Source organism: Tsukamurella sp. 1534 (assembly GCF_000312385.1).
Taxonomy (GTDB): Bacteria; Actinomycetota; Actinomycetes; order Mycobacteriales; family Mycobacteriaceae; genus Tsukamurella.
Map to the genome: position 1 here is coordinate 267,528 of NZ_HE997627.1, position 26,583 is coordinate 294,110.

The following is a 26,583-nucleotide window of genomic DNA, read 5'->3' on the forward strand; positions in this document are numbered from 1 at the left end:
GGCGAACTCTCGTCAAACCCGCCGGGCGCGAGGACAGTTCCGTGGCATGACGACCTCGCTGACCCGCTCCCCGTCCGATGCCGAACTCGATGCGACGTTCGGCCCCGTCTACGCCCGCATCGCCGAGGGCGCCGTCCACCGCGAACGCGACCGAATCCTGGCGCACGACGCGGTCACGGCGCTCAAGGCCGCGGGATTCACGGCGCTGCGCGTCCCCGAGGAGTTCGGTGGCGCGGGAGTCACACTGCGACAGTTCTTCCGGCAGTTGATCAACCTGGCGGCGGCCGATTCCAACATTCCGCAAGCCCTGCGCGTGCACCTGCTGTTCGTCGAGGACCAGCGCGTGGCCCACACGCCCGAGGGTGACGCGCGGCTGCGTGCGGTGACGGACGGACTGATCGTGGGCAACGCCATCACCGAGCCGGGCACCGGGTCCGTGGGTGGCTACAACACCACCCTCACCCGGCGCGACGACGGCGATTACACGCTCAACGGCACCAAGTTCTACTCGACGGGCACCCTGTACGCGGACGAGATCATCGTGGCCGCCGATCTCGACGGCGAGCGCGTGGGCCTCATCGTGGACGCGAATGCCGACGGCGTGCGGAAGGTGGACGACTGGAACGGTTTCGGCCAGCGCCTCACCGCGAGCGGTACCACGGTGTTCACCGATGTCCGCATCTCCGCCGACCGCCTCCTCGGCCCCGGCTACGGCGTGCCGGGGCCCACCTACTCCACCTCCTTCCTGCAGCTCGTGCAGCTCGCCGGCCTGGCCGGCATCGCGCAGCGGGCGACGGACGACACGGTGGAGTGGGTTCGCGCCCGGACCCGCACCTTCTCGCACGCGGCGGCCGACCTGCAGCGCGACGATCCGCTGGTGCAGCAGGTGATCGGCCGGCTCTCGGCGGCCGCGTTCGCGGCGAGGCAGTCCGTGCTCGCCGTCGCCGATGTGCTGGACGAGGCCCTGGCGGACCGTCGGGTCCACGAGGACCTCCTGCCGGAGGCGGAACTGGCGGCCGCGCACGCCCAGCTCGCCGTGATCGACGTGGTGCTCAAGGCCACGTCCGACCTGTTCGAGGTGGGCGGCGCCTCCATCGTCGACGCCGATCTCGCGCTCGATCGGCACTGGCGCAACGCCCGCACGCTCGCCGTGCACAACCCGGCCATCCAGAAGGCCCGCTCCATCGGCGATCTCCTGCTCAACGGCGCCGAGCTCCCCTACGCGTGGAACGCCGGTTCCCGCACCGACAAGCACTGACCGACTGAGAGGAAGGTACGAACGATGACGCAGAACCGCATCGCCGTGATCGGCGCGGGCGTGGTGGGTGCCACCGCCGCCCTCGTCCTGGCCCGCGCGGGCCACCAGGTGGACCTGTACACGGATCGCGCGCCGCAGCAGCTCCGCGACGACGTGCCCGCCACGGGAACCGCCGTGCTGTTCGGCCACTCCCGGGACGTCGACCACACGCTGGTCGAGGAGCTCTACCCGGACGCTCCGTTGTCGACGGGCATGAACACCCGCCTGCAGACCGGCGAACCGGGCGCCCTCACCCAGGTGCTCGCGTTCGACCCCGATTTCACCTACACCGCCGCGGGCATCGACGTGCGGCTGCGCGCCCACGACCGCATCCGGCTGTTCGAGCAGGCGGGCGGCACCGTCGTCGTCGACACGGTCACCCCGGAGAGCCTCGACACCATCGCCGGGCAGCACGACCTCACGCTGGTCTCCACCGGCAAGGGCGGGCTCTCCGGCCTGTTCCCGGTCGACGAGTCGCGCACCGTCTACCGCTCCCCGCAGCGCGAACTGCTCGCGGCCGCGTTCACCGGCCTCGGCCACGGTCCGGACGTGTTCACCGCCCGGGGGCACGGCGCCGGCGCGCACAACGTGTTCAACCTGCACACCGACCACGGCGAGATCTGGATCGGCCCGTACTGGCACAAGGACGCGGGCGCGTCGTGGAGCGTGCTCGGGTTCGCCAAGCCCGACGGGGCGTGGGTCGAGCGCTTCAACGAGGTCACGGACGCGGAGAGCGCCTTGGAGGTCGTGGTGGGCGTCTACCGGGACTACTTCCCGGACGATCTGCCCGACATCGAGAAGCTGCGGGTGATCGATCGGGACAAGCGGTCCTGGCTGCGCGGCGCCGTGACCCCCACGGTGCGGCAGGGCGTGGGGTACACCCGGAGCGGGCATCCGGTCGCGGCGCTCGGCGACACGTCGATCGCGTTCGACCCCATCGCGGGCCAGGGGGCGCAGACGGGCCTCATCCAGGTCGCCGCACTGGTCAAGGCGGTCGAGGCGCGCGGTTCCGACTTCACCGCGGAGTGGATAGCGGACCAGTTCGACCGGCACTGGGAGGAGCGCGGGCATGCCGCCGCCGAGGTGACGCGGCTGTTCCTCGGCGACCCGGAGTACGCGTTCGCCGCCGGACCGCTGTTCGCCGGGGCGACGGAGGACGACGCCGTCGGAGCCGCGCTCTTCGGCCTGCTCTCGGTGCCCGATCCGATCCTGGAGTTCCGCACGGAGGAGGACGTACTGCGGTTCATCGATGGGGCCAAGGAGGCTGCGGAGGCGTACGAACGGGTGTAGCGTCCCGCGGAATGGACATCCTGCGGACCAAACCCATCGCCAGGATCAAAGCCGACGGTGCCGCGGAGGGCGGCCTCCGCCGCGATCTGGGCCTCAAGGATCTCATCGGCTTCGGTGTCGGCATCGTGATCGGGACCGGCATCTTCACCCTCACCGGCATTCAGGCGAAGGTGAACGCCGGTCCCGGCATCGCGCTCTCGTTCGTGGTGGCGGGGCTGGTCAGCCTCTTCGCGGCACTCTGTTACGCCGAGCTCGCGGCGGCCGTCCCCACCGCGGGCAGCGCGTACACCTACGCGTACGCCACGATCGGCGAGGTCTTCGCGTGGATCATCGGCTGGGACCTGCTCCTGGAGTTCGGCCTCGGCGCGGCGGTGGTGTCGCGCAGCTGGTCCGGCTATCTCGCGGACCTGTTCGGGCTCCCGCCCGAGCTGTTCACCGAGGAGGCGCCGGTGAACATCGGCGCGATCCTCATCATCGTGGTGCTGGGCGTCGTCGCGACGGTCGGCATCCGCGAATCGGCGCGCGTCACCAACGGATTGGTCCTGGTGAAGGTCGCGATCTCCGTGTTCGTCGTCATCGTGGGCGCGTTCTTCGTCACCCGATCGAACCTGACGCCGTTCATCCCCGATTCGGTCCCGGCCGAACAGGGTGGATCCGCCATGGATCGCCCGCTGATCGAGACCTTCCTGGGCGGCGCCCCGTCCCACTTCGGCGTCGCCGGCATCCTCACCGCGGCCGCGGTGGTGTTCTTCGCCTACACCGGTTTCGAGGCGGTCGCCAACCTCGGCGAGGAGTCCAAGAACCCGGCCCGGGACATGCCGCGCGCCCTGATCGGCACGTTGCTCGCCTGCACCCTGCTCTACGTCCTCGTGTCCATCGTGCTCACCGGCATGGTCGAGTACACAGACATCGACTCCAGCGCACCGCTGTCCAAGGCGTTCGAGGTGGTCGGCGCGAGTTGGGCCGGTGATCTGGTCGCGATCGCGGCGGTCGCGGGCCTCACCTCGGTGATCCTCGTGGAACTCGTCACGATGGGGCGGATCGGGTACGCCATGGGCCGCGACGGGCTCATCCCGCCCGCGGTCGCCAAGGTCTCGCCGAAGTACGGCACTCCCGTCCGGTTCACCATCGGCGTCGTGGTCGTCTGCGCGCTCATGGGCGGCTTCATCCCGATCGAGGACCTGTCGGAGATGGTGAGCATCGGCGCGCTCTTCGCGTTCCTGCTCGTCTCCCTCGCGGTGCCGATCCTGCGCCGCACGAAGCCCGATCTCGCGCGGCCGTTCAAGGTGCCCTTCTCGCCGGTGATCCCGATCCTGTCCGGGCTGGCGTGCGTGTACCTGATGATGAACCTGGCGATCGCCACCTGGCTGCGTTTCCTGATCTGGTTCGCACTGGGCATCGCCATCTACGTGGTCTACGGGCGCCTGCACTCCAAGGTCGGCGAGGAGGCCGACGAGGCCGGGGCCCCGTCGTGACCCTCCGGATCGGTCTGGTCGGCGCGGGCCCGTGGGCGCAGGACACCCACGCCCCCGCGCTGGCCGCGCATCCGGGCGTCGATTTCGTGGGCGGCTGGGCCCGCGATCCCGAGGCCGCTGCGCGCGTGTTCCCGCGTGCCTTCGAATCACCGAGCGCCCTGTTCGATGCGGTCGACGCCGTGGCGTTCGCGGTGCCGCCGAACGTGCAGGCGCCGTTGGCGATCGAGGCGGCTCGGGCGGGCCGGCACGTGATCCTCGACAAGCCGATCGCGCTCGACCTCGACGGGGCGACGGCACTCGCGGAGGCGGTGTCCGGGGCGGGGGTGCGGTCGATCGTGGCGTTCACCCGCCGCTTCGCGCCCGAGACCCGCGAGTTCATCACCGCGGCACGGGCATTGGGCCCCGTCGCCGTGGAGGGGCAATGGCTCTCGGGCGCCGTCCTCGGCGGCAAGTACGCGGCGTCGCAGTGGCGGCACGAGGACGGAGCGCTCTACGACGTGGGCCCCCACGTGATCGATCTGGTGGACGCCGTCGCCGGTCCCGTCGAATCCGTCACGGCCGCCTCGCACGACGGCCCCAGCGACACCTGGACCGTGCAGGCCGTGCACGAAGGCGGCGCCGCATCCTCGATGTCGTTGTCCATCAAGACGCCCGTGACCCCCACGGTGATGCGGGTGACCGCGCACTCGGGGGCCGGGTGCGCGGTGCTCGACAGCCGGGCGACGCCCGCCACCGAATGCTTCGCGGTCCTTCTCGACGAGTTCCTCGAGTCCGTCGCCACGGGCCGGGACCACCCGCTCGGGGTGCTGCGAGGGTTGCACGTCCAGCGAGTGATCGCCCAGGTCCGGGCCGGGGTCCGCCCGCCGGTGCTGTGAACCCCCGCGGCGACGGGCCCCGCCTCGACGACGGGTTCTACCGCGCCTTCATCGAGATGTCGCTCGACGGCTTCTTCGTGCACGACGCCGACGGCCGGTTCGTCGCCGTCAACGACACCGCCTGCATCACCACGGGGTACAGCCGCGAGGAGCTCCTGCGGATGAACGCGCTCGAGGTGGTCCAGGTGACCGTCGACGACGCGCGCCGCACCTGGGACACGGCCATGGCGGGCGCGTCGGTCCTGGTGCCCGCGATGCACCGGCGCAAGGACGGGACCACCTTCCCGGTCGAGGCGCACATCTCCTGCCTGGCGATCGACGGCCACACCTACATCGTGGGCCTGATCCGCGACATCACGGACCGGGTCGCGTCCGATCGGGCGAAGCAGGAGGCCACCCGGCGGCTCGAGGAGCGGGTCGCCGAATCGCGGACCTCGTCGCAGCGGGTCGCGAACCTGCTGCAGGCCGTGATCGACACGGCCCCGGACCTCGTATACATCAAGGACCGCGACGGCCGCTACCAGTACGTCAACGCCGCGGTGTCGCGGCTGATGGGTATCCCGGTCGCGACGGCCGTCGGGAAGGACGATTCGCAGCTGTTCCCCGCGGATCTCGCGCAGACGTTGATCGCGACGGACCGCGCCATCATGGACTCCGGGATCGGCCGGGAGGTCGAGGAGTACCCCGTGGTCGACGGGGAGCGCCGCACGTACCTGTCGAACAAGGCGCCCTACTGGGGTGCGAGCGGCGACGTGGTGGGCCTCATCGGAATCTCCCGCGACATCACTGCGACCCGCCGCGATCAGGCCCTGCTCCGGCACGTGGAGGCGCGCTGGCAATTCGCGATCGACGGTGCGGGGGACGGCATCTGGGATTGGGACGTGGGGTCGGGCACGGTGTTCTACTCGCAGCAGTGGAAGGCGATGCTGGGCTATTCGGACGAGGACGTGGGCACGTCCGTGGAGGATTGGGCCGGGCGCGTCCACCCCGACGACTACGTGCGCTGCTGGGAGATCATCTCGCAGGTGGTGCGCGGCGAGGTCGCCGAGTTCCGGTTCGAGCACCGGATGCGGACGAAGGACGGATCCTGGCGCTGGATCCACGACCGCGGCCGGGCGATGGAGATCGGCCCGAGCGGCCTGCCGAGCCGGCTGATCGGCACGCACACGGACATCACGGACCGGCGCAGCTCGGAGGAGGAGATCCGCGAGCTCAACCTGCGGCTGCGGCGACGCGCCGATCACGACGACCTCACCGATCTCCTCGGCCGGGCGGGGTTCATCGAGCGGGCCACCGAGGTGGTGCGGCGACGGCGCGCCGACGGTGCCGCGCTGGCCGTGCTGTGGATCGACCTGGACTCGTTCAAGCGGATCAACGACTCGCTCGGCCACAAGCTGGGCGATCAGGTGCTGCAGGTGGTGGCCCGAAGGCTCGTCGACGCGAGTCTTGCGACCGATCTCGTGGCGCGCCTGGGCGGCGACGAGTTCGTCGTCCTCCGCCCGCGCGTGGCCGGCGGCGACCCCACCGAGGAGTGGGCGGAGCGGGTGCGGGCCGCCATGGGTGAGCCGGTGGAGATCGACGGGCTGCAGCTCACCGTCACCTGCTCCATCGGCCTGGTGGAGTCGGGTGCGACGGACGACGGGATCTCCCAGCTGTTGATCGACGGGGATCTGGCACTGCTGCAGGCGAAGCGCGACGGCCGGAACCGCATCGTGCAGTACACCGCCGGGCTGCGGGCGCCCCAACAGGAGCGGGTGGCGCTGGCCACCCGGGTCCGCGCCGCCGTCGAGGGCGGCGACGTCGTGGTCCGCTACCAGCCGGTCGTCGACCTCGCGACGGGCGAGCGGGTGGGCGCCGAGGCGCTGACCCGGATCGCCGGCCCGGACGGTGCGGAGCTGGCCCCCGCGGAGTTCCTCCCCCATCTCGAGGCACTCGGGTTGCTGCCCGCGCTGGCGCGGCTCGTCCTCGGCAGGGCCTGCGCCGATTTCGCCGCCGACCCGTCCCTGGGCTGGGTGTCGGTGAATCTGGCGTCGGAAGACCTCGCGGATCCGCAGCTGCCCTCCGTGGTGGAGCGCACCCTGGAGCGGACAGGCCTCGACCCCGCCCGCCTGATCCTGGAGATCAACGAGCGGGTGGTTCCGGAGCGGCACGTGCTCGCCGCGACGCACCGCCTCATCGAGCTGGGTGCGCGGATCGCGCTGGACGACTTCGGTACCGGGTGGTCGAGCCTGGCGCAGCTCAAGGACCTCGACCTGGCGCTGGTGAAGATCGACAGGTCGGTGGTCGTCGCCTCCGCGCGGCGCGAGGACCACCGCCTGGAGGCGATGCTGACGGCCGCCATCGCGATGGCGCGCGCGCTCGACCTGGACGTGATCGCGGAGGGGGTCGAACAGCCCGAGCAGGCCGCGGCGCTCGCGGCGGCGGGGGCCCGGTACGCCCAGGGGTTCCTCTGGAGTCCTGCGGTCGACGTCGACGTCCTGGCGGGCCTCCGCGGCTACGCTGGGGCCATGACGAATCCCGGCGATGCCCAGCCCACCGGCGACCAGGCCTCGGAGCCGATCGACGCGGAGATCGTGGACACACCCGCTCCGGCGGCTCCCTCACTGGAGGAGGTCACGGGGTACACCGCGGGCGGTGTGCCGACGTTCGACCACGTCCGGGACAGGATCGAGCAGCGGACCACGACCGCGCTGGGCGCGGAGGAGTTGGCGCACGGGACCGCGGCCGGGCAGGACACCGAGCGCCGGTTCGCTGAGCGGGAGAAGGCGGCCAAGGCCAAGCTCGACGAGATCCGGGCGTCGATGAACCGCACCCCTCCGGACGCGCCGGCCTGACGGCGGATCAGGCGAGGGCGCCCGAGAGGTACTCCGCGTAGGCGGGAAGGTCCAGCTGCCCGTGGCCGGAGAGCCCGATCACGAGCACCTCGCCGTCGTGCTCGCGGGCGTACTCGGCCGCGGCGGCGATGGCGTGGGTGGATTCCGGCGCCGGCACGATGCCCTGCGACCGGGCGAACTGCACGCCGGCCGCGAACGCGTCGTTCTGGCCGACTGCGCGGCCCTCGACGTGGCCCAGCTCCACCGTGTGGCTCAGCGCCGGCGACATGCCGTGGTAGCGCAGGCCGCCCGCGTGGATGGGGTCCGGCACGAAGTCCATGCCGAGGGTGTGCATCTTGAGCAGCGGCGTGAGTCCGGCGACGTCGCCGTGGTCGTAGCGGTACTCCCCCTGTGTGATCGAGGGACACGCAGCGGGTTCGACGGCCACGATCCGTGGGTCCTGGCGGCCGTGGATCTTCTCCCGCAGGAACGGGAACGCGAGCCCCGCGAGGTTCGAACCGCCGCCCGCGCAGCCGAACACGACGTCGGCGCCCTTCTCATGGACACTCAGCTGTTCGACGGCCTCGAGGCCGATCACGGACTGGTGCAGCACCACGTGGTTGAGCACGCTGCCCAGCGCGTAGCGGGCTTCGGGATCCTGCGCGGCGACCTCCACCGCCTCCGAGACGGCCATGCCGAGGCTGCCGGTGGTGTGCGGATCCTTCGCGAGCATGGCGCGCCCCGCCTCGGTGAGGTCCGACGGGCTCGGGTGCACGGTTCCGCCGTAGGTGCGCATGAGGTGTCCGCGGTACGGCTTGGAGTCGAAGGAGGCGCGCACCTGCCACACCTCCACGTCGATCCCGAACTGCGCGCCCGCGAACGAGAGTGCGCTGCCCCACTGGCCGGCACCGGTCTCGGTGGTGAGCTTCTTCACCCCGTCGACGGAGTTGTAGTAAGCCTGCGCCACAGCCGAATTCGTCTTGTGCGAGCCGACGGGGCTGACGCCCTCGTACTTGACGTAGATGCGGCAGGTGGTGCCGATCGCCTCCTCGAACCGGCGGGCGCGGATGAGCGGCGCGGGCCGCCACATGGAGAGGATCTCCCGGACCGGCTCCGGGATCGCGTGGTACGGCTCAGTGGACGCCTCCTGCGCGATGAGCCCGCTCGCGAAGAGCGGCGCCAGGTCCTCGGGTCGCACCGGTTCCCTGGTGCCGGGGTGCAGGTGCGGCGGGATCGGCGTCTCCAGCTCGGCGGCCAGGTTGTACCAGTGCGTCGGCACCTCGACGGTGGTGATGTCCTGGTGCTGCGCGGCGTCCGGGAGTGTCATGGATCTCAGCTTAGGAGACCGCCGCCGCCCCGGTTGCGGGCCCGGGAGTTTCACCGTTCCGCACCGGCGGATGAGTCATTCTGCTGAAATGATGCACACCCTCGGGAGCGCCGTGGGTCGCTCGACCGAGGAGTCCGGACATGAGCAGGTTCTCGCTACGGGGTCTGTACGACCAGATCGAACAGCGGATCACGCCCCCGGTCGAAGCCGTCGTCCACTCCGAGGAGTTCACCGCGACCCTGAAGGTCGTCGGCCGCACCCGCGACGCGATCGGCGGGCGGATCGACGCCGCGGGCGCCGCCGTGCTGCACGCCGTGAACCTCCCCGCGGGTTCGGACATCCGCAAGCTCCGCCGGCAGGTGGGCGACCTGGATTACGAGATCCGGCGCTTGCGCCGCGAGCTCGCCGACCGCGACGAGCGCGGGCCGCGCGACGACCTCGACGGGGAGCTCTGACGTGGGCGTCACCGACGGTCCGCGCTCGGCACTGGACCGGGTCCGGCAGGAGATCGAGCGGAACGCGCTCCGGGCGCGCAACGGGATCAGGATGGCCGCGGGGATGTCGGCGCCGCGGCTCGGCGCGACCCCTCGCGACGAGGTCTGGCGGGACGGTCGGGCACGCCTGTTCCGGTACCGCAACGACGACGTGCGGCACCGCCCTCCGCTGCTGATCGTGTTCAGCCTGGTCAGCCGCAGCTACATCCTCGACCTCACGCCCGGCAACAGCTTCGTCGAGCACCTCCTGCGCGCCGGCTTCGACGTGTACCTCCTGGACTGGGGCGTCCCCGACGAGCGGGACGCGTCGAACGGCCTCGAGTACTACGCGGACGCCGCGATCCCGGCGGCGATCCGCGTGACCTGCCGCAGGTCGGGCACCGACGAGGTGAACCTGCTCGGCTACTGCTTCGGCGGGAACCTGACGCTGCTGCACGCGGCGCACCACACGGACTCCCCGATCCGCAGCCACTCGGTGGTCGCGTGCCCCGTCGACTACTCCGAGATGCCCTTCACGTCGGTGCTGAACAGCGGGCCGGACGAAGTGGAGCGGGCGATCGGTGACGACGGGAACATCCCGTCCGACGTGGTCTACGGCGCGTTCCGCTCCCTCAAGCCGGTCGCCGAACTCACGGGATACGTCGACCTGCTCGAACGCATGTGGAGCGACGAGTACGTGGCCGCCTACCAGGCCATGAACGGCTGGGGCACCGACCACATCCCGCTGCCGGGCGGCGTCGCGCGCCAGATGGCGTCGATGCTCAGCGCGGACAACGGCTTCATGACCGACCGGCTCTTCCTCGGCGGTGACCGGATCCACCTCGCCGACATCCGGACCCCGTTCCTCGCGGTGGTCGGCGAGAAGGACCACATCGTCCCCATCGCCGCCGCCGGGCCGGTGATCGACCTCGTCGGGTCCGAGGACAAGACCGAGCTGCGCCTCAAGGGCGGGCACGTCGGCCTCGTCGTCGGGCGCACCGCGGCGAAGACCACCATCCCCACCATCATCGAATTCCTGATCACGCAGAGCGAGGCCGTCCGATGACCGACATCACCATCCGCGCACTGGCCGCCGGCGACGAGGCGGGGCTCGCCGAGATGTTCGCCGGGCTGTCGGCACACGACCTCACGGTGATCCGCGAGGACCTCAGCGCGCCGACGGCGGGCATCGTCGACCAGCCGGGACTGCGCTGGGTCGCGGCGGCCGACGGTGCCGTGCTCGGCTACGCCTCCCTCGCCCGACTCCCCGGCTGGTCGGATCACGTCGGCGAACTCCGCCTCGTCGTCGGCGCGGCCCGCCGCGGCGCCGGCATCGGCCGCCGCCTGGTCCAGGAGGCGCTACGGGCCGGGATCTCCGCGGGACTGACCAAGGTCATGATCGAGCTGGCCACCGACGAGGACCGGGTGCTCACGATGTTCAACGAACTGGGGTTCACCGGCGAGGCCCTGCTGCGCGATCACATCCGCGGCCGGGACGGCGAACTGCGCGACCTCATCGTGCTCGCCCACCACGCACGCGACTCCGCCGAGGCGATCGGCCTCGTCGGCGTCGCCGATGACTTCGACGCCTGACCTCCTTCCTGCCCCGGCCCCCGACGGAACGGATCGACCACGATGACGAACCCCCTGGACCTCTTCCGCCTCGACGGCCGCGTCGCCGTGGTGACCGGCGCCTCGAGCGGATTGGGCGTCGGCTTCGCCCGGGCCCTCGCGGCCGCGGGCGCCGACGTCGTGCTCGCCGCGCGGCGCGCCGACCGCCTCGCCGACACCGCCGCACTGGTGGAGGCCGCCGGCCGCCGCGCCCTCCCGGTGGCCTGCGACGTCGTCGATCCCGACGCCTGTACGGCGGTGATCGACGCTGCGACAAGGGAGTTCGGGCGCGTCGACGTGCTGGTGAACAACGCCGGGATCGCGACCGCCGTGCCCGCGCTGCGGGAGGATCCCGACGACTTCCGCAAGGTGGTCGACGTGAACCTCAACGGCACGTACTGGATGGCGCAGGCGGCGGCGCGCGCGATGCGACCGGGCAGCTCGATCATCAACATCGCCAGCGTCCTCGGCCTGACCAGTGTCCTCATGCCGCAGGCGGCGTACTCGGCGTCGAAGGCCGCGGTGGTCGGCCTGACCCGTGACCTCGCGCAACAGTGGGGCTCGCGCCGCGGGATCCGGGTGAACGCGATCGCTCCGGGCTACTTCGCCTCGGAGATGACCGACGATTTCGAGGACGGCGTCCTCGACGAGCGCGTGCTCCCGCGCACCGTGCTCGGCAGGCTCGGCGCCGAAGGCGAACTGAACCCCGCGCTGCTCTTCCTCGCGAGCGACGCGTCCAGCTACGTCACCGGCATCACGATGCCGGTCGACGGCGGCATGCTGACGAATTGAGGCGCGATGACCACCGTCGATCACGTCCGCGCACCCGGCCCGGCCCTCCTGGCGACCGACTGCGCCCGCGCATTCTGGGAGGGCGGCGCCCTCGCCTGGACCTGGCCGGCCCTGCTGCGCGCGCCGGCCGGTGACGGGAGGCCGATCCTCGTCCTGCCCGGACTCGGGACCTCGGACGCGACCACGCTGCCCCTGCGCCGCACCCTGCGCATGCTCGGGTACCGCGTGCACGGCTGGCGCCTCGGCACCAACATCGGCCCGTCCGAGAAGATCCTGCGCGGCATGCCCGCACGGCTCCGCGCGATCGCCGATCAGGAGGGCCCGGTCACGCTGATCGGCTGGAGCCTGGGCGGCATCTTCGCCCGGCGGCTCGCGCGGGGGCACCCCGACCAGGTCCGCCAGGTGGTCACGCTCGGCAGCCCGTTCCGGCTGTCGGACCACGGGCAGAGCAACGCCCGACTGGTTTACGAGGTGTTCGGCCGGTGGCACGCGGAGGAACTCGGGCTGCCGCTCGAGCCCGACGGTGCGCCGCTCCCCGTGCCGTCCGTGGCGATCTACAGCAGGCTCGACGGCATCGTGCCGTGGCAGCTGTGCCGGGACCCGGCACCGTCGGCCGAGAACATCGAGGTGCTCGGCTCCCATCTGGGCCTCGGCGCCAATCCCGCGGTGCTGTGGGCGCTCGCCGACCGACTCGCCCACGGGCCCGGCGGTCCGCCGTTCCGCCCGCCGCCCGCGTTCACGTTCGCGTACCCGGCGACCGCGACCGATCGGGCGTGAAATGTGATACTGCACAGATGACGAGCGGGGCCTCCGACACCGCGGGCGACGGCCGGGACCGGCGCGACGCGGTGATCGCGCGGGCCACGGAGATCTTCCTCGCCGGGCGCCGAGTGGAGATGAACGAGCTCGCCGCCTACGCGGAAGTCAACCGGAACACGCTCTTCCGCTGGTTCGGTGGGCGCGACCGGCTGATGGGCGAGGTGGTGTGGTCGATCACGGCGCCGGCGTTCGACCGCGTCGCCCGGCGCGCCGAGGGCGAGGGCGCGGTGCGGATCGCCAACGTGATGGGCGATTTCGCGTCGGTCGCGAACCGCGGGTCCGCGTTCGTCCCGTTCGTCCGCAGCGAACCGGAACGCGCTTTCCGCGTCATGACGACCCAGGCGGGTGGCGTGCACCACCGGATCCTCGCCCGGATCGCCGCGGTCATCGAGGAGGAGGTCGACGCGGGGCGGTACACGCCCGAACTGCCGATCGACGATCTCGCGTTCCTGCTGCTGCGCACCGCTGAGGCGTACGTGTACTCACCGATCATCACGGGCGAGCAGCCGGACACCGAGAAGGCACGGCTGTCCTGCGCCGCCGTGCTCGGCGTCGCCTCCCGGTTCCTTCCCGCACGTCCCTGAGGCGCACGGCGTCCGGTCACGTCCGCACGAGCGCGGACCCCGCGAAGTCGCCGGCGTGCGCGAACGCGGCGAGCACCACGTCCTCCCCCGGCGCGATCCGGCCGTCCGCGAGGGCGGTCGCGAAGGTGTGCGGGACGCCCACGGCGAATAGGTTGCCGCACTCGTCGAAGGTGTCCGGGTGGCGTTCGGGCGGAAGTTCCAGCGCCTCGCGCCAGTTCCGCAGGAACGTGCGGTTGGGCTGGTTGGTGACGAGGTGCCCCACCTGCGGGCCGGTCAGCCCGCCCGCCGCGGCCGCCTGGAGCGCGACCTCGGGGACGAGGCGGTTGCCGCGCGCGAGGACCTTCGCGATCTTCGACTCGGTGAAGCCCACGTGGAGCTGTCCCTCACCGGCCTCCCAGTACCTGCGGGGCGGGTCGACCGCCGCGGTCATGTCACCCGCGTACTCGCTGTGCTGGGCGACGGTCACGTTCCGCACCTCGATGCCGCCCACGCCCGGGTCGGCGACCACCAGGGCCGCCGCGGCGCCGTCGCCGGGGATCGCGGCCTGCGGCAGGTTCCGCACCCGGTCCTGGGTGAACACGTTGCCCGCGGCGTTCGTCGCGGTGAGCAGGAGCGCGGAGCGGGCGGTCCCGGCGGCGGCCATGGTGCGCACGAGGTGCAGCATCAGCATGAACGCGGCGCAGCCGCCGTTGTGCAGGTCCAGCACGAGCGTGGGGCGCACGCCCAGCCGGCGCGCCACATCGCCGCCGCACCCCACGACGGGCAGGTCGGGCAGCTGGGAGTGGGTGAGGATCACGTCGGCCCGCTCGATCGCATCGGATCCGACCTGCTCCCGGAGCCGGTCGACGGCCGCGCACATGAGCTCCACGTTGGACTCCTCGGGCGCGGCGTGGTGCCGGAACGCGGGTGGCGCGAACATCGGATTCGAGGTCAGGGTGCGGCTGTCGGCGTCAGCGAACTCACGGAAGTAGTCGGCGGAGACCCGGTTCTCGGGCAGGTAGGACGCGAGCCCGACGATGCGGGGGTTCGCGGGGGCGGTCACGACTCCATCCATTCGGGCCGGATGGGCCGCCCCGCGGCATGGCGGTGTTCTGCGATCGCCTTGAGGTTCTCGAGCTCCATCTGGTGGCCGCCGGAGAAGGTGTCCCACAGGTCGCCGACCCACACCGGGCGCTCCGGGGGCGCGGTCTCCGGGTAGGGGTTCTCGTCGTAGAACGGGTGGTGACAGTTGGTCCACAGCACCACCGACCCGGGCTTGTCGAACACCGTCTTCGCGTCGACCACCCGCATCAGGTAGATCATCCAGAGGTGCTTGCCCTGGTCCCAGGCGCAGTGGTAGTCGACGGTCCGCGCGTTCGGGTCCGCGACGGTGCGGGTGTAGATCTCGGTGTCAGCGCCGAGCATGTCGCGGGCCACCCACAGGCCCGGTTCGTCCGTCTCGCGGAACCCGCGCAGGCTGTACGTCCACTCCTCCAGCGAACGGGTGTCGGAGAGCCAGTCGTAGAGCTCGTCGGGCGGGGCGTCGACGTAGGAGTGCACGGTGCAGAACTCGCCGTAGACCTGGTCGTGCGGATAGACGGACCGCAGGCGGTCCATGAGGATCGGCTGCGCCACGGGGCGCGGGTGGCTCTCGATCCGGATCGTGCCTTCGATCTCTTCTCTCGGGATCATCGGGGCTCCTTCGCGGTGTCGGGGAGGATCGCGGCGAACGGCGGCACCTCGAGCGGGTCCGTGTTCACCACCAGTGCGGAGGGACCGGCGGCGCGGAGCAGGTCCGCGCCGGCGGCGCGCGTGTCGGCCACCGTGTCGGCCGTGACCACCCTCAGGGACGGGAACATCGCCGCGAGCCCGTCGCCGATTCGCGTGTGCCGGAACGTGTTCAGGCTCGGCAGCCCGGCGAAGAACCGATCCTCACGCGCCACGCACATGCCGTGCGCGTCGTTGTTGAGCACCACCAACAACACCGGCGCCCCGGATTCCACGGCGGTGTGGATCTCCATGCCGTGCATGTAGAAGGCGCCGTCGCCGGCGATGATCACGGTGCGCCGCCCGCCGGCGATCGCGGCGCCGACTCCGGCGGCGATGCCGTAGCCCATGCCGCCCATGCCGAGCGCCACGAGGAACCGGGAGCCGGTGTGCGGAGGCATCCGGTGGACCACCGCGGCGCCGGCGTTACCGGCGTCGGCGAACACCAGCGCGTCGGCGGGGATCGCACCGGACAGGGCCAGAACGGCGTCGGTGCAGGTGATCCGGTCGTTCCCGGAGCGCGGTGGCTCGATCGGCTCCGGCGGTGCGGTGGTCCACGGCGCGCGGGGGCGGCGCCCGCTGAGGCCGGCGGCGAGAGCGGCGACGTAACCGGCGAGGTCGGCGGTCGGCTCGTGCAGGCCGACGGGGTACAGCGGCGGCTCCGCGGCGATGTGCACGGTGCGGACGGCGTCGAGCGCGGGTTCCAGGCCCGCTCGGTCCATGATGTCCAGGTCGGTTCCGAGCGCCAGGATGAGGTCGGCCTCCGCTGCCGCCCGCGGCACCGACGGGTGCCCCATGGGGCCGGAGACGCCGACGAAGTGCGCGCCGGCCGGCAGCGCGTCGCGGCCGTTGGGCCCCAGAGCGAACACCGCGCCGGTCGCGCGGGCGAGGGCACCCGCGGGGTTGGCCAGCCCGGCGCGGGAGGCGGCCTCGCCGAGCACGATCAGCGGCCGGGACGCGGTGGCCAGCGCGCTGCGGACCGCCGCAGACGGTTCGGGCGCCGGCGCGGGCGGCGACGGGATCCGGTGCCGGTCCGACGGTGCGGCGGGCGCGGTCTGCACGTCCTTGGGCAGGAGGAGGACCGCGGGGTGGCCTCGCTCCAGCGCGTCGAGCGCACCGTCGAGCGCGGGCCACAGATGCTCGGGTGAGGAGACCTTCGCGGCGTAGCCGGTGATACCGCGGTACACCGCGAGGGCGTCGACGGTCCGCGGGTGTGCGCACATGTCCTGGAACCCGCCGCGGCCCTCCGACGCCGTCGGGGCGGACCCGACCAGAGCCAGTACCGGCACCCGGGACTGGTACGACTCCGCCAGTGCGGGAACGCAGTTCATCGCGGCGCCGCCGGAGGTGGCGATGAGGCAGGCGGGACGGCCGGTCATCCGAGCGGTGCCGTCGGCCATGGCCCCCGCGCCGAATTCGTGCTTGGCGATGGTCAGCCGCAGGCGCGCCTCGGGAGGTTCGCGCAGCACCGCGGCGAACAGGTCCTCCGAGTTCGCCCCGTGGATACCGTACGCGTCACGAATTCCGTACGCGTACAAAGCTTTCGCCAGCACGTCCGCCACTGTGGGATCCACACCGACAACGGTAGGCGCGTCGCACGACCATCACAACGAAAGTTGCGATGGCAAACGCTTTAGGTTTCAATGAAGCGCTGCGCGTACGAGGCGGCCGCGTCGAGGTCGGCGCCGGTCGGGTGCCCTTTGTTCATCCCGCCGATCCACCCGATGGGGCCCATGGTGTCCCACCCGCGACAGAGGAACGCCTCGTCGGCGACATCGAAACCGCGCTCCTCGAGCAGCGACCGGAGCCCACGGGTGTAGCGGCGCACCGGCGTCTCGGGCATCCCGCTGGTGGCGAAGACGAACGCGGAGCCGCGCGACTTCGACGGCAACGTTCGGATCAGGTCCGTCAGCGCGGAGTCGAACGACATCCAGTACACGCCCGATCCGAAGCCGACCAGATCCGCGCCGTCGATCTCCTCCTCGGTGACGTCGGCAGGGGCGACGACCCGGGCGTCGAGCACCGACGCGAGCCGGTCCGCGACCCTGCGGGTGTTGCCGTGATGCGTGGACGCGCAGACAAGTAGTACCGCCATGTATCAATCGTGACGCCTGATCGCCTGCAACGACAGAGAATCATACCTAACATTGCAATCACATAACTGAGGCGACGAAAGAGAATGCACATGAAGAAGGCCTTGGCGGTCCTCCTGGCGATCCTCTCGGCGACGGCGCTGACCTCGGCCGGCGGCGGCGCGGCGGGAGCCGCTCCGCTCCCTGTCCGGTGGGACCTGCTGTCCGCGGTCGTTCCCGCGTTGTTCCCCGAGACGCCCCCACCCGGCGCCAACGTGCCGTGCAAGCCGAGCGCCGCGCACCCCGACCCGGTGATCCTGGTCAACCCGACGTTCGCGAACCAGGCCACCGCCTTCCAGGCCGGCGCGCCGTACCTGAAGAACGCGGGGTACTGCGTGTACTCCTTCAACTACGGCAACCCGGCCTACCTGCCGGAGACGCCGGTGCAGGCGCTCGGCGACATCCGAGACGGCGGACGCACGCTGCAGGCGAAGGTGCGCGCGGTCCTCGCCGAGACCGGCGCGAAGAAGGTGGACCTCGTCGGGCACTCACAGGGCGGCGGGATCATGCCCGCGTACTACGTCAACGTCCTCGGCGGCGCGAAGTACGTGGACAAATTCGTCGGCATCTCCCCGAGCAACCACGGCACCACCCTGTCCACCATCGCGTTGTTGCAGCCGACCCTCGGCCCCGTGGGCCCCGGCGTCATGAAGATCCTCGACGTCCTGGGCCCGGCGCTCAGCCAGCAGGCCATCGGGTCCGAGCTGGCCAAGGAGGTGTACGCCGGCGGCGACACCCGGCCCGGCGTCACCTACACCACCATCGTCTCGATCCACGACCAGGTGGTGACCCCCTACCCCCGGCAGTACCTCAAGGGCGACGCCGTCACGAACATCACCCTGCAGGAGGGCTGTCTCAAGGACTGGTCCGAGCACCTGTCCACCGTCTACAGCCGCCGCGCGTGGAACCACGTGCTCAACGCGCTGGACCCGGGGAACGCGAAACCCGTTCCGTGCGAGGCGGTCGCACCGTACTTCGGCTCCGAACCGCAACCCTGGGCCTACGACATGACCATGCTCGAGCAGCTCGCCAACTGAAGGCGGGCGAGATGAGAAGCCTTCGCCGCTCCGTCGCCGTCGGAGTGGTCGCGGCCGTCATCGCCGGGACGTGTGCCGCGCCGGCGGGCGCGGCACTCCCGGTCCGGTGGGACGTGCTCACCGCGATCGGACCCGGCCTGCTCCCCGAAACGCCGCCGCCCGGCGCGAACCTCCCGTGCAAACCCGGCCCGCAGCATCCGAATCCGGTAGTCCTCATCAACCCGAGCGCCACCAACCAGGCGCTCGCCTTCCAGGCCGGCGCCCCGTTCCTCAAGAACGCCGGGCACTGCGTGTTCACCTTCAACTACGGCAACGCCGCTTATCTGCCCGAGATCCCGGTACAGGCCGTGGACGACGTCCGTCGCAGCGCCCGAACACTGCGCGACAGGGTCCGCGCCGTCCTCGCCGAGACCGGCGCGAAGAAGGTGGATCTCGTCGGGCACTCGCAGGGCGGCGGGGTGTTGCCCGCGTACTTCATCAATGTGCTCGACGGTGCCCGCTACGTCGACAAGTTCGTCGGCATCTCCCCGAGTAACCACGGAACCACCCTCTCCACCGCCGCCCTGCTGCAGCCGACCCTCGTTCCCCTCGGGCCCGCGGTGCGGAAGGTTCTCGACGTTTTCGTGCCCGCACTCGGCCAGCAGACCGTCGGATCGGACCTCGCACGGGAGGTGTACGGCGCCGGTGACACCCGGCCGGGCGTCACCTACACCACCATCGTGACCGTCAACGATCAGGTGGTGACCCCGTACCCGCGGCAGTACCTCAAGGGTGAGAAGGTCACGAACATCACCCTGCAGGAGGGCTGTCTGAAGGACTGGTCCGAGCACATCAGCACCGTGTACAACCGACGCGCGTGGACCCATGTGCTCAACGCGCTGGCCCCGGGGAACGCGAAACCCGTTCCGTGCGAGGCGGTCGCACCGTACTTCGGCTCCGAACCGCAACCCTGGGCCTACGACATGACCATGCTCGAACAGCTCGCTGATTGACGGGTCAGGACGGCGCGTCGAAGGCGTCGAGGATGCGCTGCGCGGCGAGGGCCGGGGTGAGGGAGCCGTCCTGGACGGCGGCCTCGACCTCGTCGCGTACGGACCGCACACCGTCGGACCGCTCGACCCGTCCGAGAACGGCGTCGCGCACCATGGTCCAGGTCCACTCCACCTGCTGCTCCCGGCGCCGGCGGTCGAACTCCCCCGCCTCCTTCAGCGTGCGCTGGTGCCGCAGGACCTCGTCCCAGAACTCGGCGACGCCCGTGCCCTCGAGCGCGCTCATGGTGAGCACCGGCGGGCGCCACAACGAGCCCTTCGGGTGGATCAGGCGCAGCGCGCCGGACAGCTCGCGGGCGGCGACCCGCGCCTCCACGACGTGCTCCCCGTCGGCCTTGTTCACCGAGACCACGTCGGCGAGCTCCAGGACGCCCTTCTTGATGCCCTGCAGCTGATCACCGGTGCGGGCCAGGGTGAGGAAGGCGAAGGTGTCCACCATGTTCGCGACCGTCACCTCGGACTGCCCCACGCCGACGGTCTCCACCAGGACCACGTCGAAACCGGCGGCCTCCATGAGCACCATGGTCTCCCGGGTCGCCTTGGCGACGCCGCCGAGCGTGCCCGACGTGGGCGACGGGCGGATGTACGCACGCGGGTTCACCGCGAGCGTCCCCATCCGCGTCTTGTCCCCGAGGATCGATCCGCCGCTGCGCGTGGACGACGGATCCACTGCGAGCACGGCCACCTTGTGCCCCAACGAGATCAGGTGATTGCCCAGGGCCTCGATCGTCGTGGACTTGCCGACGCCGGGCACACCCGTGATCCCCACGCGGGTCGCGATCGGCGCATCGGGCGGCGGCGTCAGTTCCAGCAGCAGCCGCTGCGCCAGCTCCTGGTGATCCGCGCGGCGCGATTCCACCAGGGTGATCGCCCGCGCGAGGACGGCGCGGCGGTCCTCCCGGACGCCGGCCGCCAACTCCTCGACGGTCAGCACTACAGCGTGTAGCCGAGCCGCTCGGCGAGGCGCTGCAGCAGGTCGACCGCCGAATCCGCGATGACGGTGCCGGGCGGGAAGATCGCCGAGGCGCCGGCCGCGTACAGCTCGTCGAAGTCGCCGGGCGGGATGACGCCGCCCACCACGATCATGATGTCGGGCCGGCCCACCTCGGCGAGGGCGTCGCGCAGCGCGGGGACCAGCGTCAGGTGCCCCGCCGCCAGCGAGGACACGCCCACGACGTGCACGTCGTTGTCGGCGGCCTGCTGGGCCACCTCCTCCGGCGTCGAGAACAGCGGGCCCACGTCCACGTCGAAGCCCAGGTCGGCGAACGCGGTGGCGATCACCTTCTGGCCGCGGTCGTGCCCGTCCTGGCCCATCTTGGCGATGAGCACGCGGGGGCGGCGGCCGTCGGCCTCCTCGAACTTCTCCACCAGCTCGGTGGCGGTGACGATGCTGCCGGCCGCGCCGGCCTCCTCGCGGTACACGCCACTGAGAGTACGGATCTCGGCCTGGTGCCGCCCGTACACCTTCTCCAGCGCGTCGGAGATCTCGCCGACGGTGGCCTTCGCGCGGGCCGCGTCGATGGCGAGTGCCAGGAGGTTGTTCTCCAGCCCGCCCTCGGCGGACGCCGCCGCGCGGGACAGGTTCTCCAGCGCGGCCGTCACCGCGGCGTCGTCGCGCTCCGCGCGCAGGGACTCGAGCTTGGCCAGCTGCTCGGCGCGCACGCGCGAGTTCTCGACCTTGAGCAGCTCGATCTCCGCGTCCTCGGGCACCTGGTACTTGTTCACGCCGATCACCGGTTGACGGCCGGAGTCGATGCGGGCCTGGGTGCGGGCGGCGGCCTCCTCGATGCGCAGCTTCGGGATGCCCTCGGAGATGGCCTTGGCCATGCCGCCGTGCTCCGCGACCTCGCGGATGTGGGCGCGCGCCCGCTCCGCCAGCTCGTGGGTGAGCGTCTCCAGGTAGTAGGAGCCGCCCCAGGGATCGATCGGCCGCGTGGTGCCCGACTCCTGCTGCAGCAGCAGCTGGGTGTTGCGGGCGATCCGGGCGGAGAAGTCGGTGGGCAGCGCGATCGCCTCGTCGAGGGCGTTCGTGTGCAGCGACTGGGTGTGCCCCTGGGTGGCGGCCATGGCCTCCACGCACGTGCGGGCCACGTTGTTGAACACGTCCTGCGCCGTGAGCGACCATCCCGATGTCTGCGAATGCGTGCGCAGAGAAAGGGATTTCGCGTTCTTCGCGTCGAACTCGGCCACCAGCTCGCTCCACAGCAGGCGCGCGGCCCGCAGCTTGGCGACCTCCATGAAGAAGTTCATGCCGATGCCCCAGAAGAAGGACAGGCGGGGCGCGAACTTGTCCACGTCGAGGCCCGCGTCGATGCCGGCCTTGATGTACTCGACACCGTCGGCCAGCGTGTACGCGAGCTCCAGATCGGCTGTGGCCCCGGCCTCCTGGATGTGGTAGCCGGAGATGGAGATCGAGTTGAACTTCGGCATCTTCTGCGAGGTGAACGCGAAGATGTCGGAGATGATCCGCATCGAGGGCTGGGGCGGATAGATGTAGGTGTTCCGCACCATGAACTCTTTGAGGATGTCGTTCTGGATGGTGCCGGCCAGCTTCTCCGGCCCCACGCCCTGCTCCTCCGCGGCGACCACGTAGAGCGCGAGGATCGGGAGCACGGCGCCGTTCATCGTCATCGACACGGAGACGGCGGACAGGTCGATGCCGTCGAACAGCTGCCGCATGTCCAGGATCGAATCGATGGCGACGCCCGCCATTCCCACGTCGCCCTGGACGCGTGGATGGTCGGAGTCGTAGCCGCGGTGGGTCGCCAGGTCGAAGGCCACCGAGAGGCCCTTCTGGCCGGCGGCCAGGTTGCGGCGGTAGAAGGCGTTGGACTCGGCCGCGGTGGAGAACCCCGCGTACTGGCGCACGGTCCACGGCTGGTTGACGTACATCGTGGGGTACGGGCCGCGGATGAACGGCGCCGCGCCCGGCAGCGAGTCCACCGGGTATCCGGCGTCCGCGACGGCGTCACGGTCGGCACGGGTGTACACCGGCTTGACGTCGATGCCCTCCGGTGTGGTCCAGGTCAGCTGATCCGGCGTGTAGGCGTGGGCCTCCGCCGCCGCGTCGACGAACGCGCCGACCTCGTCGCCCGATGGTGCCGCCGCGGGCACGTCCTCGAACGGCACGTCGGCGAAGCTCCCGATCGTGGTGTCAGTCATCACGCCCCCAATCGCGTCAGCAGGTCGTCGAGCACGGCGGCCGCGTCGATCTTCGCGTGCAGGTAGAAGTCGATCATGCCGTCGTCGACGGTCCCCGGCTTCCCCGCGAGCAGCACCAGGTCGCCCTCGTCGCGCAGTGACCGGGCGAGGGCCTCGCCCTCCTCGGCGTAACCGGTGTCGGATCCGGCCAGGACCGTGATCCGGGCGCCCGGCGAACCGTCGACGGTGGCGGTCCCCGCCTTCTGCTCCTCGGCGTCCAGGACGGTCTCGATGCCGCCGGAGGCGAGCAGGTTGGTGAGGAACGTCGACCTGGCGTTGTACTGCGCGACGGTGCCGATGGTGACCATCCGGATCCGCGGCCGCACGCCGTGGTCGCGGAGGAAGCCGTCGGAGCGGGCGCGGAGCGCCTCGAACGGCGCGGCGTGCGACCGCACGACGGCACCGTTCCGGGCGGGCGACGGGGCGATGGGCGGTTCCGCGAGGTTCGGGAACTCGTTGACGCCGGTGAGCTTGGTGGCGCGGCGCGAGACGGCGTCGTCGCGGCGGTCCGCGGACTCCCCGATCGTCGCGGCGATCGTCTCGTCGGCGACGCCCCGGGCGAACCCGCCGTCCCGTTCGGTGGCCTGCAGTACCGTCCAGGCGTTGCGGGCCAGGTCGTCGGTGAGGGACTCCACGTGCCAGGATCCGGCACCCGGGTCCACCACGCGGCCGAGGTTCGACTCCTCGAGCAGCAACAGCTGGGTGTTGCGGGCGATGCGCCGCGCGAACGCCGGCGAGTAGCCCTCGACGCCGCCCGGCAGCGCGGCGTCGAATTGGAGAGTGGTCACGTAGTCCGCGCCGCCGAGGCCGGCGCCGAACGCGGCGACGGTGGTGCGCAGCATGTTGACCCACGGATCGCGCTGTGTGGTCGCGGCGAGCGAGGTCACCGCGTGCACCGGGGCGTTGCCGGCCTCGGGGTGGCCGAGCTGCTTGGCCACCCGTGCCCACACCGCGCGCCAGGCGCGGATCTTGGCGAGGGTGAGGAACTGGTCGTCGGTGGCGGCGAGCCGGATCGTGAGCTGCCGCAGGGCTGCGTCGGTGGCCAGACCGGACGCGACGAGCGCGCGGACGTGGTCGAGGCCCGCGGCCGCCGCGAGGCCCAGCTCCTGCGCGCAGGTGGCGCCCGCGTTGTGCAGGTCGGCACCGTCGACGACGATCGCGCGCACGTCCTCGGGGCGGGTGTCCGCGGCGCGGGCCAGGTCGGCGGCCTCGTCGGGCGCGACGTCGGCACGGCCCACGACCTGGGAGGTCAGGGGCGCCGCGCCGAGGCTGACGCGCACCAGGTCGGCGCGGTACTGGTCGCTCTCGGCCGCCGCGTCGAGAGCGGCGTACACCTGGGTGGCGGCATCCGCGGCGCGTCCGCCGGCGGTGAGCAGGATCGGGGCCATGTCGGGGTAGACGCCCTGGAGCAGCGGGGCCGGATCGGGCCGCTCGATCCAGAGCGCGCTCGCGCCGGATTCGAGAGCGCCCAGCACGTCCGCGGCGTCCTCGCCGGGGCCGAAGCGCTCCGCGACCTTCCAGCCCAGACGGACGTCGGGCGTGGGGTTCCCGCCGCGGGTGTACGGGTAGGACCCTGGCAGGGGCGCCTGGGGCAGCTCGTCCCGCCCGCTGTAGAGCGGCGCGATCTGGACGCCGTCGTCCTCCGTGGGCGTGGTCAACGCCGCGATCGGATCCTCGGGCGGCGTTCCGCCTCGGGACTTGGCGAGCACGGCACCGACCGAATCGCGCCACGCGTCGTAGGGGTTGTCCGCCACTAGACCTCCTCACCTGTGGCCCAGCGCACGCACGGGCCGCGAGGCACCGCCGCTCACAGCGGCACCCGAGAATCCACGTTAACCGATTCGTTCTGGTACGCCCCAGTAGGGTCACGCCGATCCGTTCATCGCCGCGTATCTTGGCTCGACGTGGGTGCCAACGAATCTCGCCTCCGGCCCGGCGACCGCGGAATGGTGGTCCGCGCGGTGGTCGGCTGCGGCGTGATCCTCGCGATCGTCATCGTCGGCATGCTGCTGCCGCATCCGGCCGCGTCCACCATCCGGGCCTGGGCGGATTCGACCGGTTCATGGTTCCTCGTGCTGTTCCTGCTCGCACACATCGTGATCACGGTGTTCCCGATCCCCCGCACGATGTTCACCGTGTCGGCCGGGTTCCTGTTCGGCCCCGTCGTCGGGATCGGGGTGTGCATGGTCGCGTCCACGATCGCCGCGAGCATCGCCTTCCTCGGGGTGCGGGAGATAGACCGCCGGCACCCGTCGGTGGTCATCGCCCGGGTCCGCGAGCACCGCGTGTACGCGCCGATCGCGGCGCGCCTCCGCGCGCGGGGTTGGCTCGCGGTGGGATCGCTGCGGCTCATCGCCGCGGTGCCGTTCTCGCTGCTGAACTACGCGTCCGCCCTCTCGCCGGTCCGGTTCTGGCCGTACCTGGTGGCGACGGTGGCGGGCCTCGCCCCGGGCACCATCGCGGTGGTGCTGCTCGGGGACGCTCTCACGGGCGCGTCCTCGCCGTGGTTGGTCGTGATCAGCGGAGCGCTCATGGCCGTCGGCGTCGCGGGGCTGCTCCTCGACGCGCGGCTACCCGCAAGACCTGAAGCTTGACCGAGAGGTCTGCAAGCCTTCAGCGTTGCGGAAGGAGGAGGGCGGGGAGGTCGACGACGCCGCCGAGCACGTGGGCTGCGCCCGCCTCGGCGAGCACGTCCGGTGCGGCCTTCCCCGTCAGGACGCCCACCGACACCGCGCCGGCGTTGTTCGCCGCCTCCACGTCGACGGCCGTGTCGCCGGCCGCGAGGACGCGGCGCACGTCGCGGACGCCGGTGCGTTCCATGGCGCGGTGGATCATGTACGGCGCCGGGCGGCCGGCCGCCACGTCGGAGGTCGTGACCACGGCGTCCACCACGCCGCCCACGTCCCAGCCGATCGCCGCGAGCAGAGGGTGGGCGACCGCATCGTCGAACCCGGTGGTGAGCGCGACCTTGACGCCGCGGCGCCGCAGCTCGGCCAGCGCCTCGGGAACGCCGGCGATCGGCGTCGGGGGCGCCTGGATGTAGGCCTCCTGCAGGCGTTCCCGGAACCGCGCGAACCCGGCGGTCACCCGTTCGCCGGTCGGTTCGAGCCCTCCCAGGCGCAACAGGTTGGTGATGGCCTCCACCTTGTCGGTCCCCATCCACACCTGCAGGTCGTCCTGGGCGACGGCGGCGCCCGCGTCCTCCACGGCGCCGCGCAGCGCCTCGTAGACCGCGCCCCCGTCGTCGATGGTGGTGCCGGCCATGTCGAGCGCGACGAGTTCGATCGGTGCTTTCATGCGTTTCTCCTGATCGGGATGGGCGCCTGCGCCCCGGTGGGCGCGGCGAAGAGGCGGTTCTCGACGGTCACGGTGGTCACGCCCGGGACGTAGCGGTCCTCGGCGTACTCGACGACGTCGCCGGCGGCGTCGGTGGTGATGCGCCGGACCCGCAGGAGCGGGGCCCCGGGTTCCAGGCCGAGCTGTTCCGCGTCCTCGACCGTCGCGGCCACGGCGTCCAGTTGATGGGTCGAGGCGAAGAGATCGGCACCGTTGTCGAGCAGGAAACGGTTGACCGAGCCCGAGTCCGGGTCGAACTCCATGAGCGTGCGTCCCACGCTCCACACGAAGTACATGTGTTCGCGCAGAGCGGGTTCCCCGTCGAGGGTACGGACGCGCCGGAGTTCGAGGACGGGCTCGCCGGGCGCGACCTGCAGGAGCTCGGCGATCTCCGCGGTGGCGGGCACCCGCGCCTGCAGCGTGGTGCGCTGGCCGGGCTCACTGCCGTGCTCGCGCGCCCACGCGGTGAAGGATCCGAGTGCGCTGGCGGTGTGCGCGGGAACGTTGCGCCGCACGACGGGCGATCGACCCTGGCCGCCGACGATGAGCCCCTCGGCGCGCAGCGTCGCGAGCGCCTGGCGCACGGGCCCGCGGGAGGTGCCGAACTCCTCGCACAGCGCCGCCTCGCTCGGGGCCTGCCGGCCCTCGGGCCACCTCCCGGAGGAGATGCGCGCGCGGAACTCGGCGGCCAGTCGTTGATGGAGAGGCTCTGCTGCGACCACGTTG

At 71.5% G+C, this 26,583-nt stretch carries 24 protein-coding genes; 14 read left to right on the forward strand and 10 right to left on the reverse strand.

What is annotated here, in order from left to right; all coding sequences use genetic code 11:
- Positions 1 to 46: 46 nt before the first annotated feature.
- The 5 genes from BN39_RS13660 to BN39_RS22295 are packed head-to-tail and all read left to right on the forward strand — an operon-like array spanning position 47 to position 7,771.
- The gene (locus tag BN39_RS13660; protein ID WP_019202978.1) at positions 47 to 1,258 is read left to right on the forward strand and encodes an acyl-CoA dehydrogenase family protein; all 1,212 of its coding nucleotides are present in this window, start codon (positions 47 to 49) and stop codon (positions 1,256 to 1,258) included.
- A 24-nt stretch (positions 1,259 to 1,282) separates the two neighbouring features.
- The gene (locus BN39_RS13665; protein WP_019202979.1) at positions 1,283 to 2,587 is read left to right on the forward strand and encodes a styrene monooxygenase/indole monooxygenase family protein; all 1,305 of its coding nucleotides are present in this window, start codon (positions 1,283 to 1,285) and stop codon (positions 2,585 to 2,587) included.
- Positions 2,588 to 2,598: 11 nt separating this feature from the next.
- The gene (locus tag BN39_RS13670) at positions 2,599 to 4,062 is read left to right on the forward strand and encodes an amino acid permease (RefSeq protein ID WP_019202980.1); all 1,464 of its coding nucleotides are present in this window, start codon (positions 2,599 to 2,601) and stop codon (positions 4,060 to 4,062) included.
- Positions 4,059 to 4,937, forward strand: a complete 879-nt coding sequence (locus BN39_RS13675) for a Gfo/Idh/MocA family protein (RefSeq protein ID WP_019202981.1) — start codon at positions 4,059 to 4,061, stop codon at positions 4,935 to 4,937. The genes BN39_RS13670 and BN39_RS13675 overlap by 4 nt, the downstream gene beginning before the upstream one ends.
- Positions 4,934 to 7,771, forward strand: coding sequence for an EAL domain-containing protein (locus BN39_RS22295; protein ID WP_019202982.1), 2,838 nt, complete (start codon positions 4,934 to 4,936; stop codon positions 7,769 to 7,771). Before BN39_RS13675 ends, BN39_RS22295 begins: the two co-directional genes overlap by 4 nt.
- A 7-nt stretch (positions 7,772 to 7,778) precedes the next feature.
- On the opposite strand, the gene BN39_RS13685 is transcribed toward BN39_RS22295, so the two are convergent.
- Positions 7,779 to 9,077, reverse strand: a complete 1,299-nt coding sequence (locus BN39_RS13685; RefSeq protein WP_019202983.1) for a TrpB-like pyridoxal phosphate-dependent enzyme — start codon at positions 9,075 to 9,077, stop codon at positions 7,779 to 7,781.
- Positions 9,078 to 9,217: 140 nt separating this feature from the next.
- On the opposite strand from BN39_RS13685, the gene BN39_RS13690 reads away from it, so the two are divergent.
- The 6 genes from BN39_RS13690 to BN39_RS13715 are packed head-to-tail and all read left to right on the forward strand — an operon-like array spanning position 9,218 to position 13,356.
- The gene (locus BN39_RS13690; protein ID WP_019202984.1) at positions 9,218 to 9,532 is read left to right on the forward strand and encodes a hypothetical protein; all 315 of its coding nucleotides are present in this window, start codon (positions 9,218 to 9,220) and stop codon (positions 9,530 to 9,532) included.
- A 1-nt stretch (position 9,533) separates the two neighbouring features.
- Complete coding sequence (locus BN39_RS13695; protein ID WP_019202985.1) at positions 9,534 to 10,616, forward strand: alpha/beta fold hydrolase; 1,083 nt, start codon at positions 9,534 to 9,536, stop codon at positions 10,614 to 10,616.
- The gene (locus tag BN39_RS13700) at positions 10,613 to 11,143 is read left to right on the forward strand and encodes a GNAT family N-acetyltransferase (protein ID WP_019202986.1); all 531 of its coding nucleotides are present in this window, start codon (positions 10,613 to 10,615) and stop codon (positions 11,141 to 11,143) included. The genes BN39_RS13695 and BN39_RS13700 overlap by 4 nt, the downstream gene beginning before the upstream one ends.
- 42 nt (positions 11,144 to 11,185) lie before the next feature.
- Positions 11,186 to 11,953: an SDR family NAD(P)-dependent oxidoreductase gene (locus BN39_RS13705; RefSeq protein ID WP_019202987.1), complete on the forward strand. Its 768-nt coding sequence runs from the start codon at positions 11,186 to 11,188 to the stop codon at positions 11,951 to 11,953.
- Between the two features lie 6 nt (positions 11,954 to 11,959).
- A complete protein-coding gene (locus BN39_RS13710) occupies positions 11,960 to 12,730 on the forward strand; it encodes a triacylglycerol lipase (RefSeq protein ID WP_019202988.1) in 771 nt (256 codons plus the stop codon).
- A gap of 17 nt (positions 12,731 to 12,747) precedes the next feature.
- The gene (locus BN39_RS13715; RefSeq protein WP_019202989.1) at positions 12,748 to 13,356 is read left to right on the forward strand and encodes a QsdR family transcriptional regulator; all 609 of its coding nucleotides are present in this window, start codon (positions 12,748 to 12,750) and stop codon (positions 13,354 to 13,356) included.
- Between the two features lie 16 nt (positions 13,357 to 13,372).
- Here BN39_RS13715 and BN39_RS13720 read toward each other — a convergent pair whose 3' ends face one another.
- Genes BN39_RS13720 through BN39_RS13735 form a run of 4 tightly spaced genes read right to left on the reverse strand, consistent with a single transcriptional unit; the run spans position 13,373 to position 17,197 of the window.
- Positions 13,373 to 14,410 carry a 3-oxoacyl-ACP synthase III family protein gene (locus tag BN39_RS13720; protein WP_051159019.1) on the reverse strand — a complete coding sequence of 346 codons (1,038 nt, stop codon included), beginning with the start codon at positions 14,408 to 14,410 and terminating at the stop codon, positions 13,373 to 13,375.
- On the reverse strand, positions 14,395 to 15,027 hold the full coding sequence (locus tag BN39_RS13725) for a hypothetical protein (protein WP_019202991.1): 633 nt from the start codon (positions 15,025 to 15,027) through the stop codon (positions 14,395 to 14,397). The genes BN39_RS13720 and BN39_RS13725 overlap by 16 nt, the downstream gene beginning before the upstream one ends.
- Positions 15,024 to 16,676: a thiamine pyrophosphate-binding protein gene (locus BN39_RS13730; protein ID WP_040767988.1), complete on the reverse strand. Its 1,653-nt coding sequence runs from the start codon at positions 16,674 to 16,676 to the stop codon at positions 15,024 to 15,026. The genes BN39_RS13725 and BN39_RS13730 overlap by 4 nt, the downstream gene beginning before the upstream one ends.
- A 59-nt stretch (positions 16,677 to 16,735) precedes the next feature.
- Positions 16,736 to 17,197 (reverse strand): flavodoxin family protein, encoded by a 462-nt coding sequence (locus BN39_RS13735; RefSeq protein ID WP_019202993.1) that lies wholly within the window; start codon positions 17,195 to 17,197, stop codon positions 16,736 to 16,738.
- A gap of 90 nt (positions 17,198 to 17,287) precedes the next feature.
- On the opposite strand from BN39_RS13735, the gene BN39_RS13740 reads away from it, so the two are divergent.
- A complete protein-coding gene (locus BN39_RS13740) occupies positions 17,288 to 18,271 on the forward strand; it encodes a triacylglycerol lipase (RefSeq protein ID WP_019202994.1) in 984 nt (327 codons plus the stop codon).
- Positions 18,272 to 18,282: 11 nt separating this feature from the next.
- Positions 18,283 to 19,263, forward strand: a complete 981-nt coding sequence (locus tag BN39_RS13745; protein ID WP_148281496.1) for a triacylglycerol lipase — start codon at positions 18,283 to 18,285, stop codon at positions 19,261 to 19,263.
- A gap of 4 nt (positions 19,264 to 19,267) precedes the next feature.
- On the opposite strand, the gene meaB is transcribed toward BN39_RS13745, so the two are convergent.
- From meaB to BN39_RS13760, 3 genes are read right to left on the reverse strand one after another with little or no spacing between them, the layout of a single operon-like run.
- Complete coding sequence (meaB, locus tag BN39_RS13750; protein ID WP_081586167.1) at positions 19,268 to 20,251, reverse strand: methylmalonyl Co-A mutase-associated GTPase MeaB; 984 nt, start codon at positions 20,249 to 20,251, stop codon at positions 19,268 to 19,270.
- A gap of 2 nt (positions 20,252 to 20,253) precedes the next feature.
- A complete protein-coding gene (gene scpA, locus BN39_RS13755; protein WP_019202997.1) occupies positions 20,254 to 22,482 on the reverse strand; it encodes a methylmalonyl-CoA mutase in 2,229 nt (742 codons plus the stop codon).
- Positions 22,482 to 24,275 carry a methylmalonyl-CoA mutase family protein gene (locus BN39_RS13760; protein WP_019202998.1) on the reverse strand — a complete coding sequence of 598 codons (1,794 nt, stop codon included), beginning with the start codon at positions 24,273 to 24,275 and terminating at the stop codon, positions 22,482 to 22,484. The genes scpA and BN39_RS13760 overlap by 1 nt, the downstream gene beginning before the upstream one ends.
- Before the next feature lie 150 nt (positions 24,276 to 24,425).
- Here BN39_RS13760 and BN39_RS13765 point away from each other — a divergent pair, with 150 nt between their 5' ends.
- On the forward strand, positions 24,426 to 25,115 hold the full coding sequence (locus tag BN39_RS13765; protein ID WP_237741696.1) for a TVP38/TMEM64 family protein: 690 nt from the start codon (positions 24,426 to 24,428) through the stop codon (positions 25,113 to 25,115).
- Between the two features lie 19 nt (positions 25,116 to 25,134).
- Here BN39_RS13765 and BN39_RS13770 read toward each other — a convergent pair whose 3' ends face one another.
- Both BN39_RS13770 and BN39_RS13775 read right to left on the reverse strand, forming a co-directional pair.
- On the reverse strand, positions 25,135 to 25,818 hold the full coding sequence (locus tag BN39_RS13770; RefSeq protein WP_019203000.1) for a phosphonatase-like hydrolase: 684 nt from the start codon (positions 25,816 to 25,818) through the stop codon (positions 25,135 to 25,137).
- Entirely contained in the window at positions 25,815 to 26,579 is a 765-nt protein-coding gene (locus tag BN39_RS13775) for a GntR family transcriptional regulator (RefSeq protein ID WP_019203001.1), read from the reverse strand. Before BN39_RS13775 ends, BN39_RS13770 begins: the two co-directional genes overlap by 4 nt.
- Positions 26,580 to 26,583: the final 4 nt, after the last annotated feature.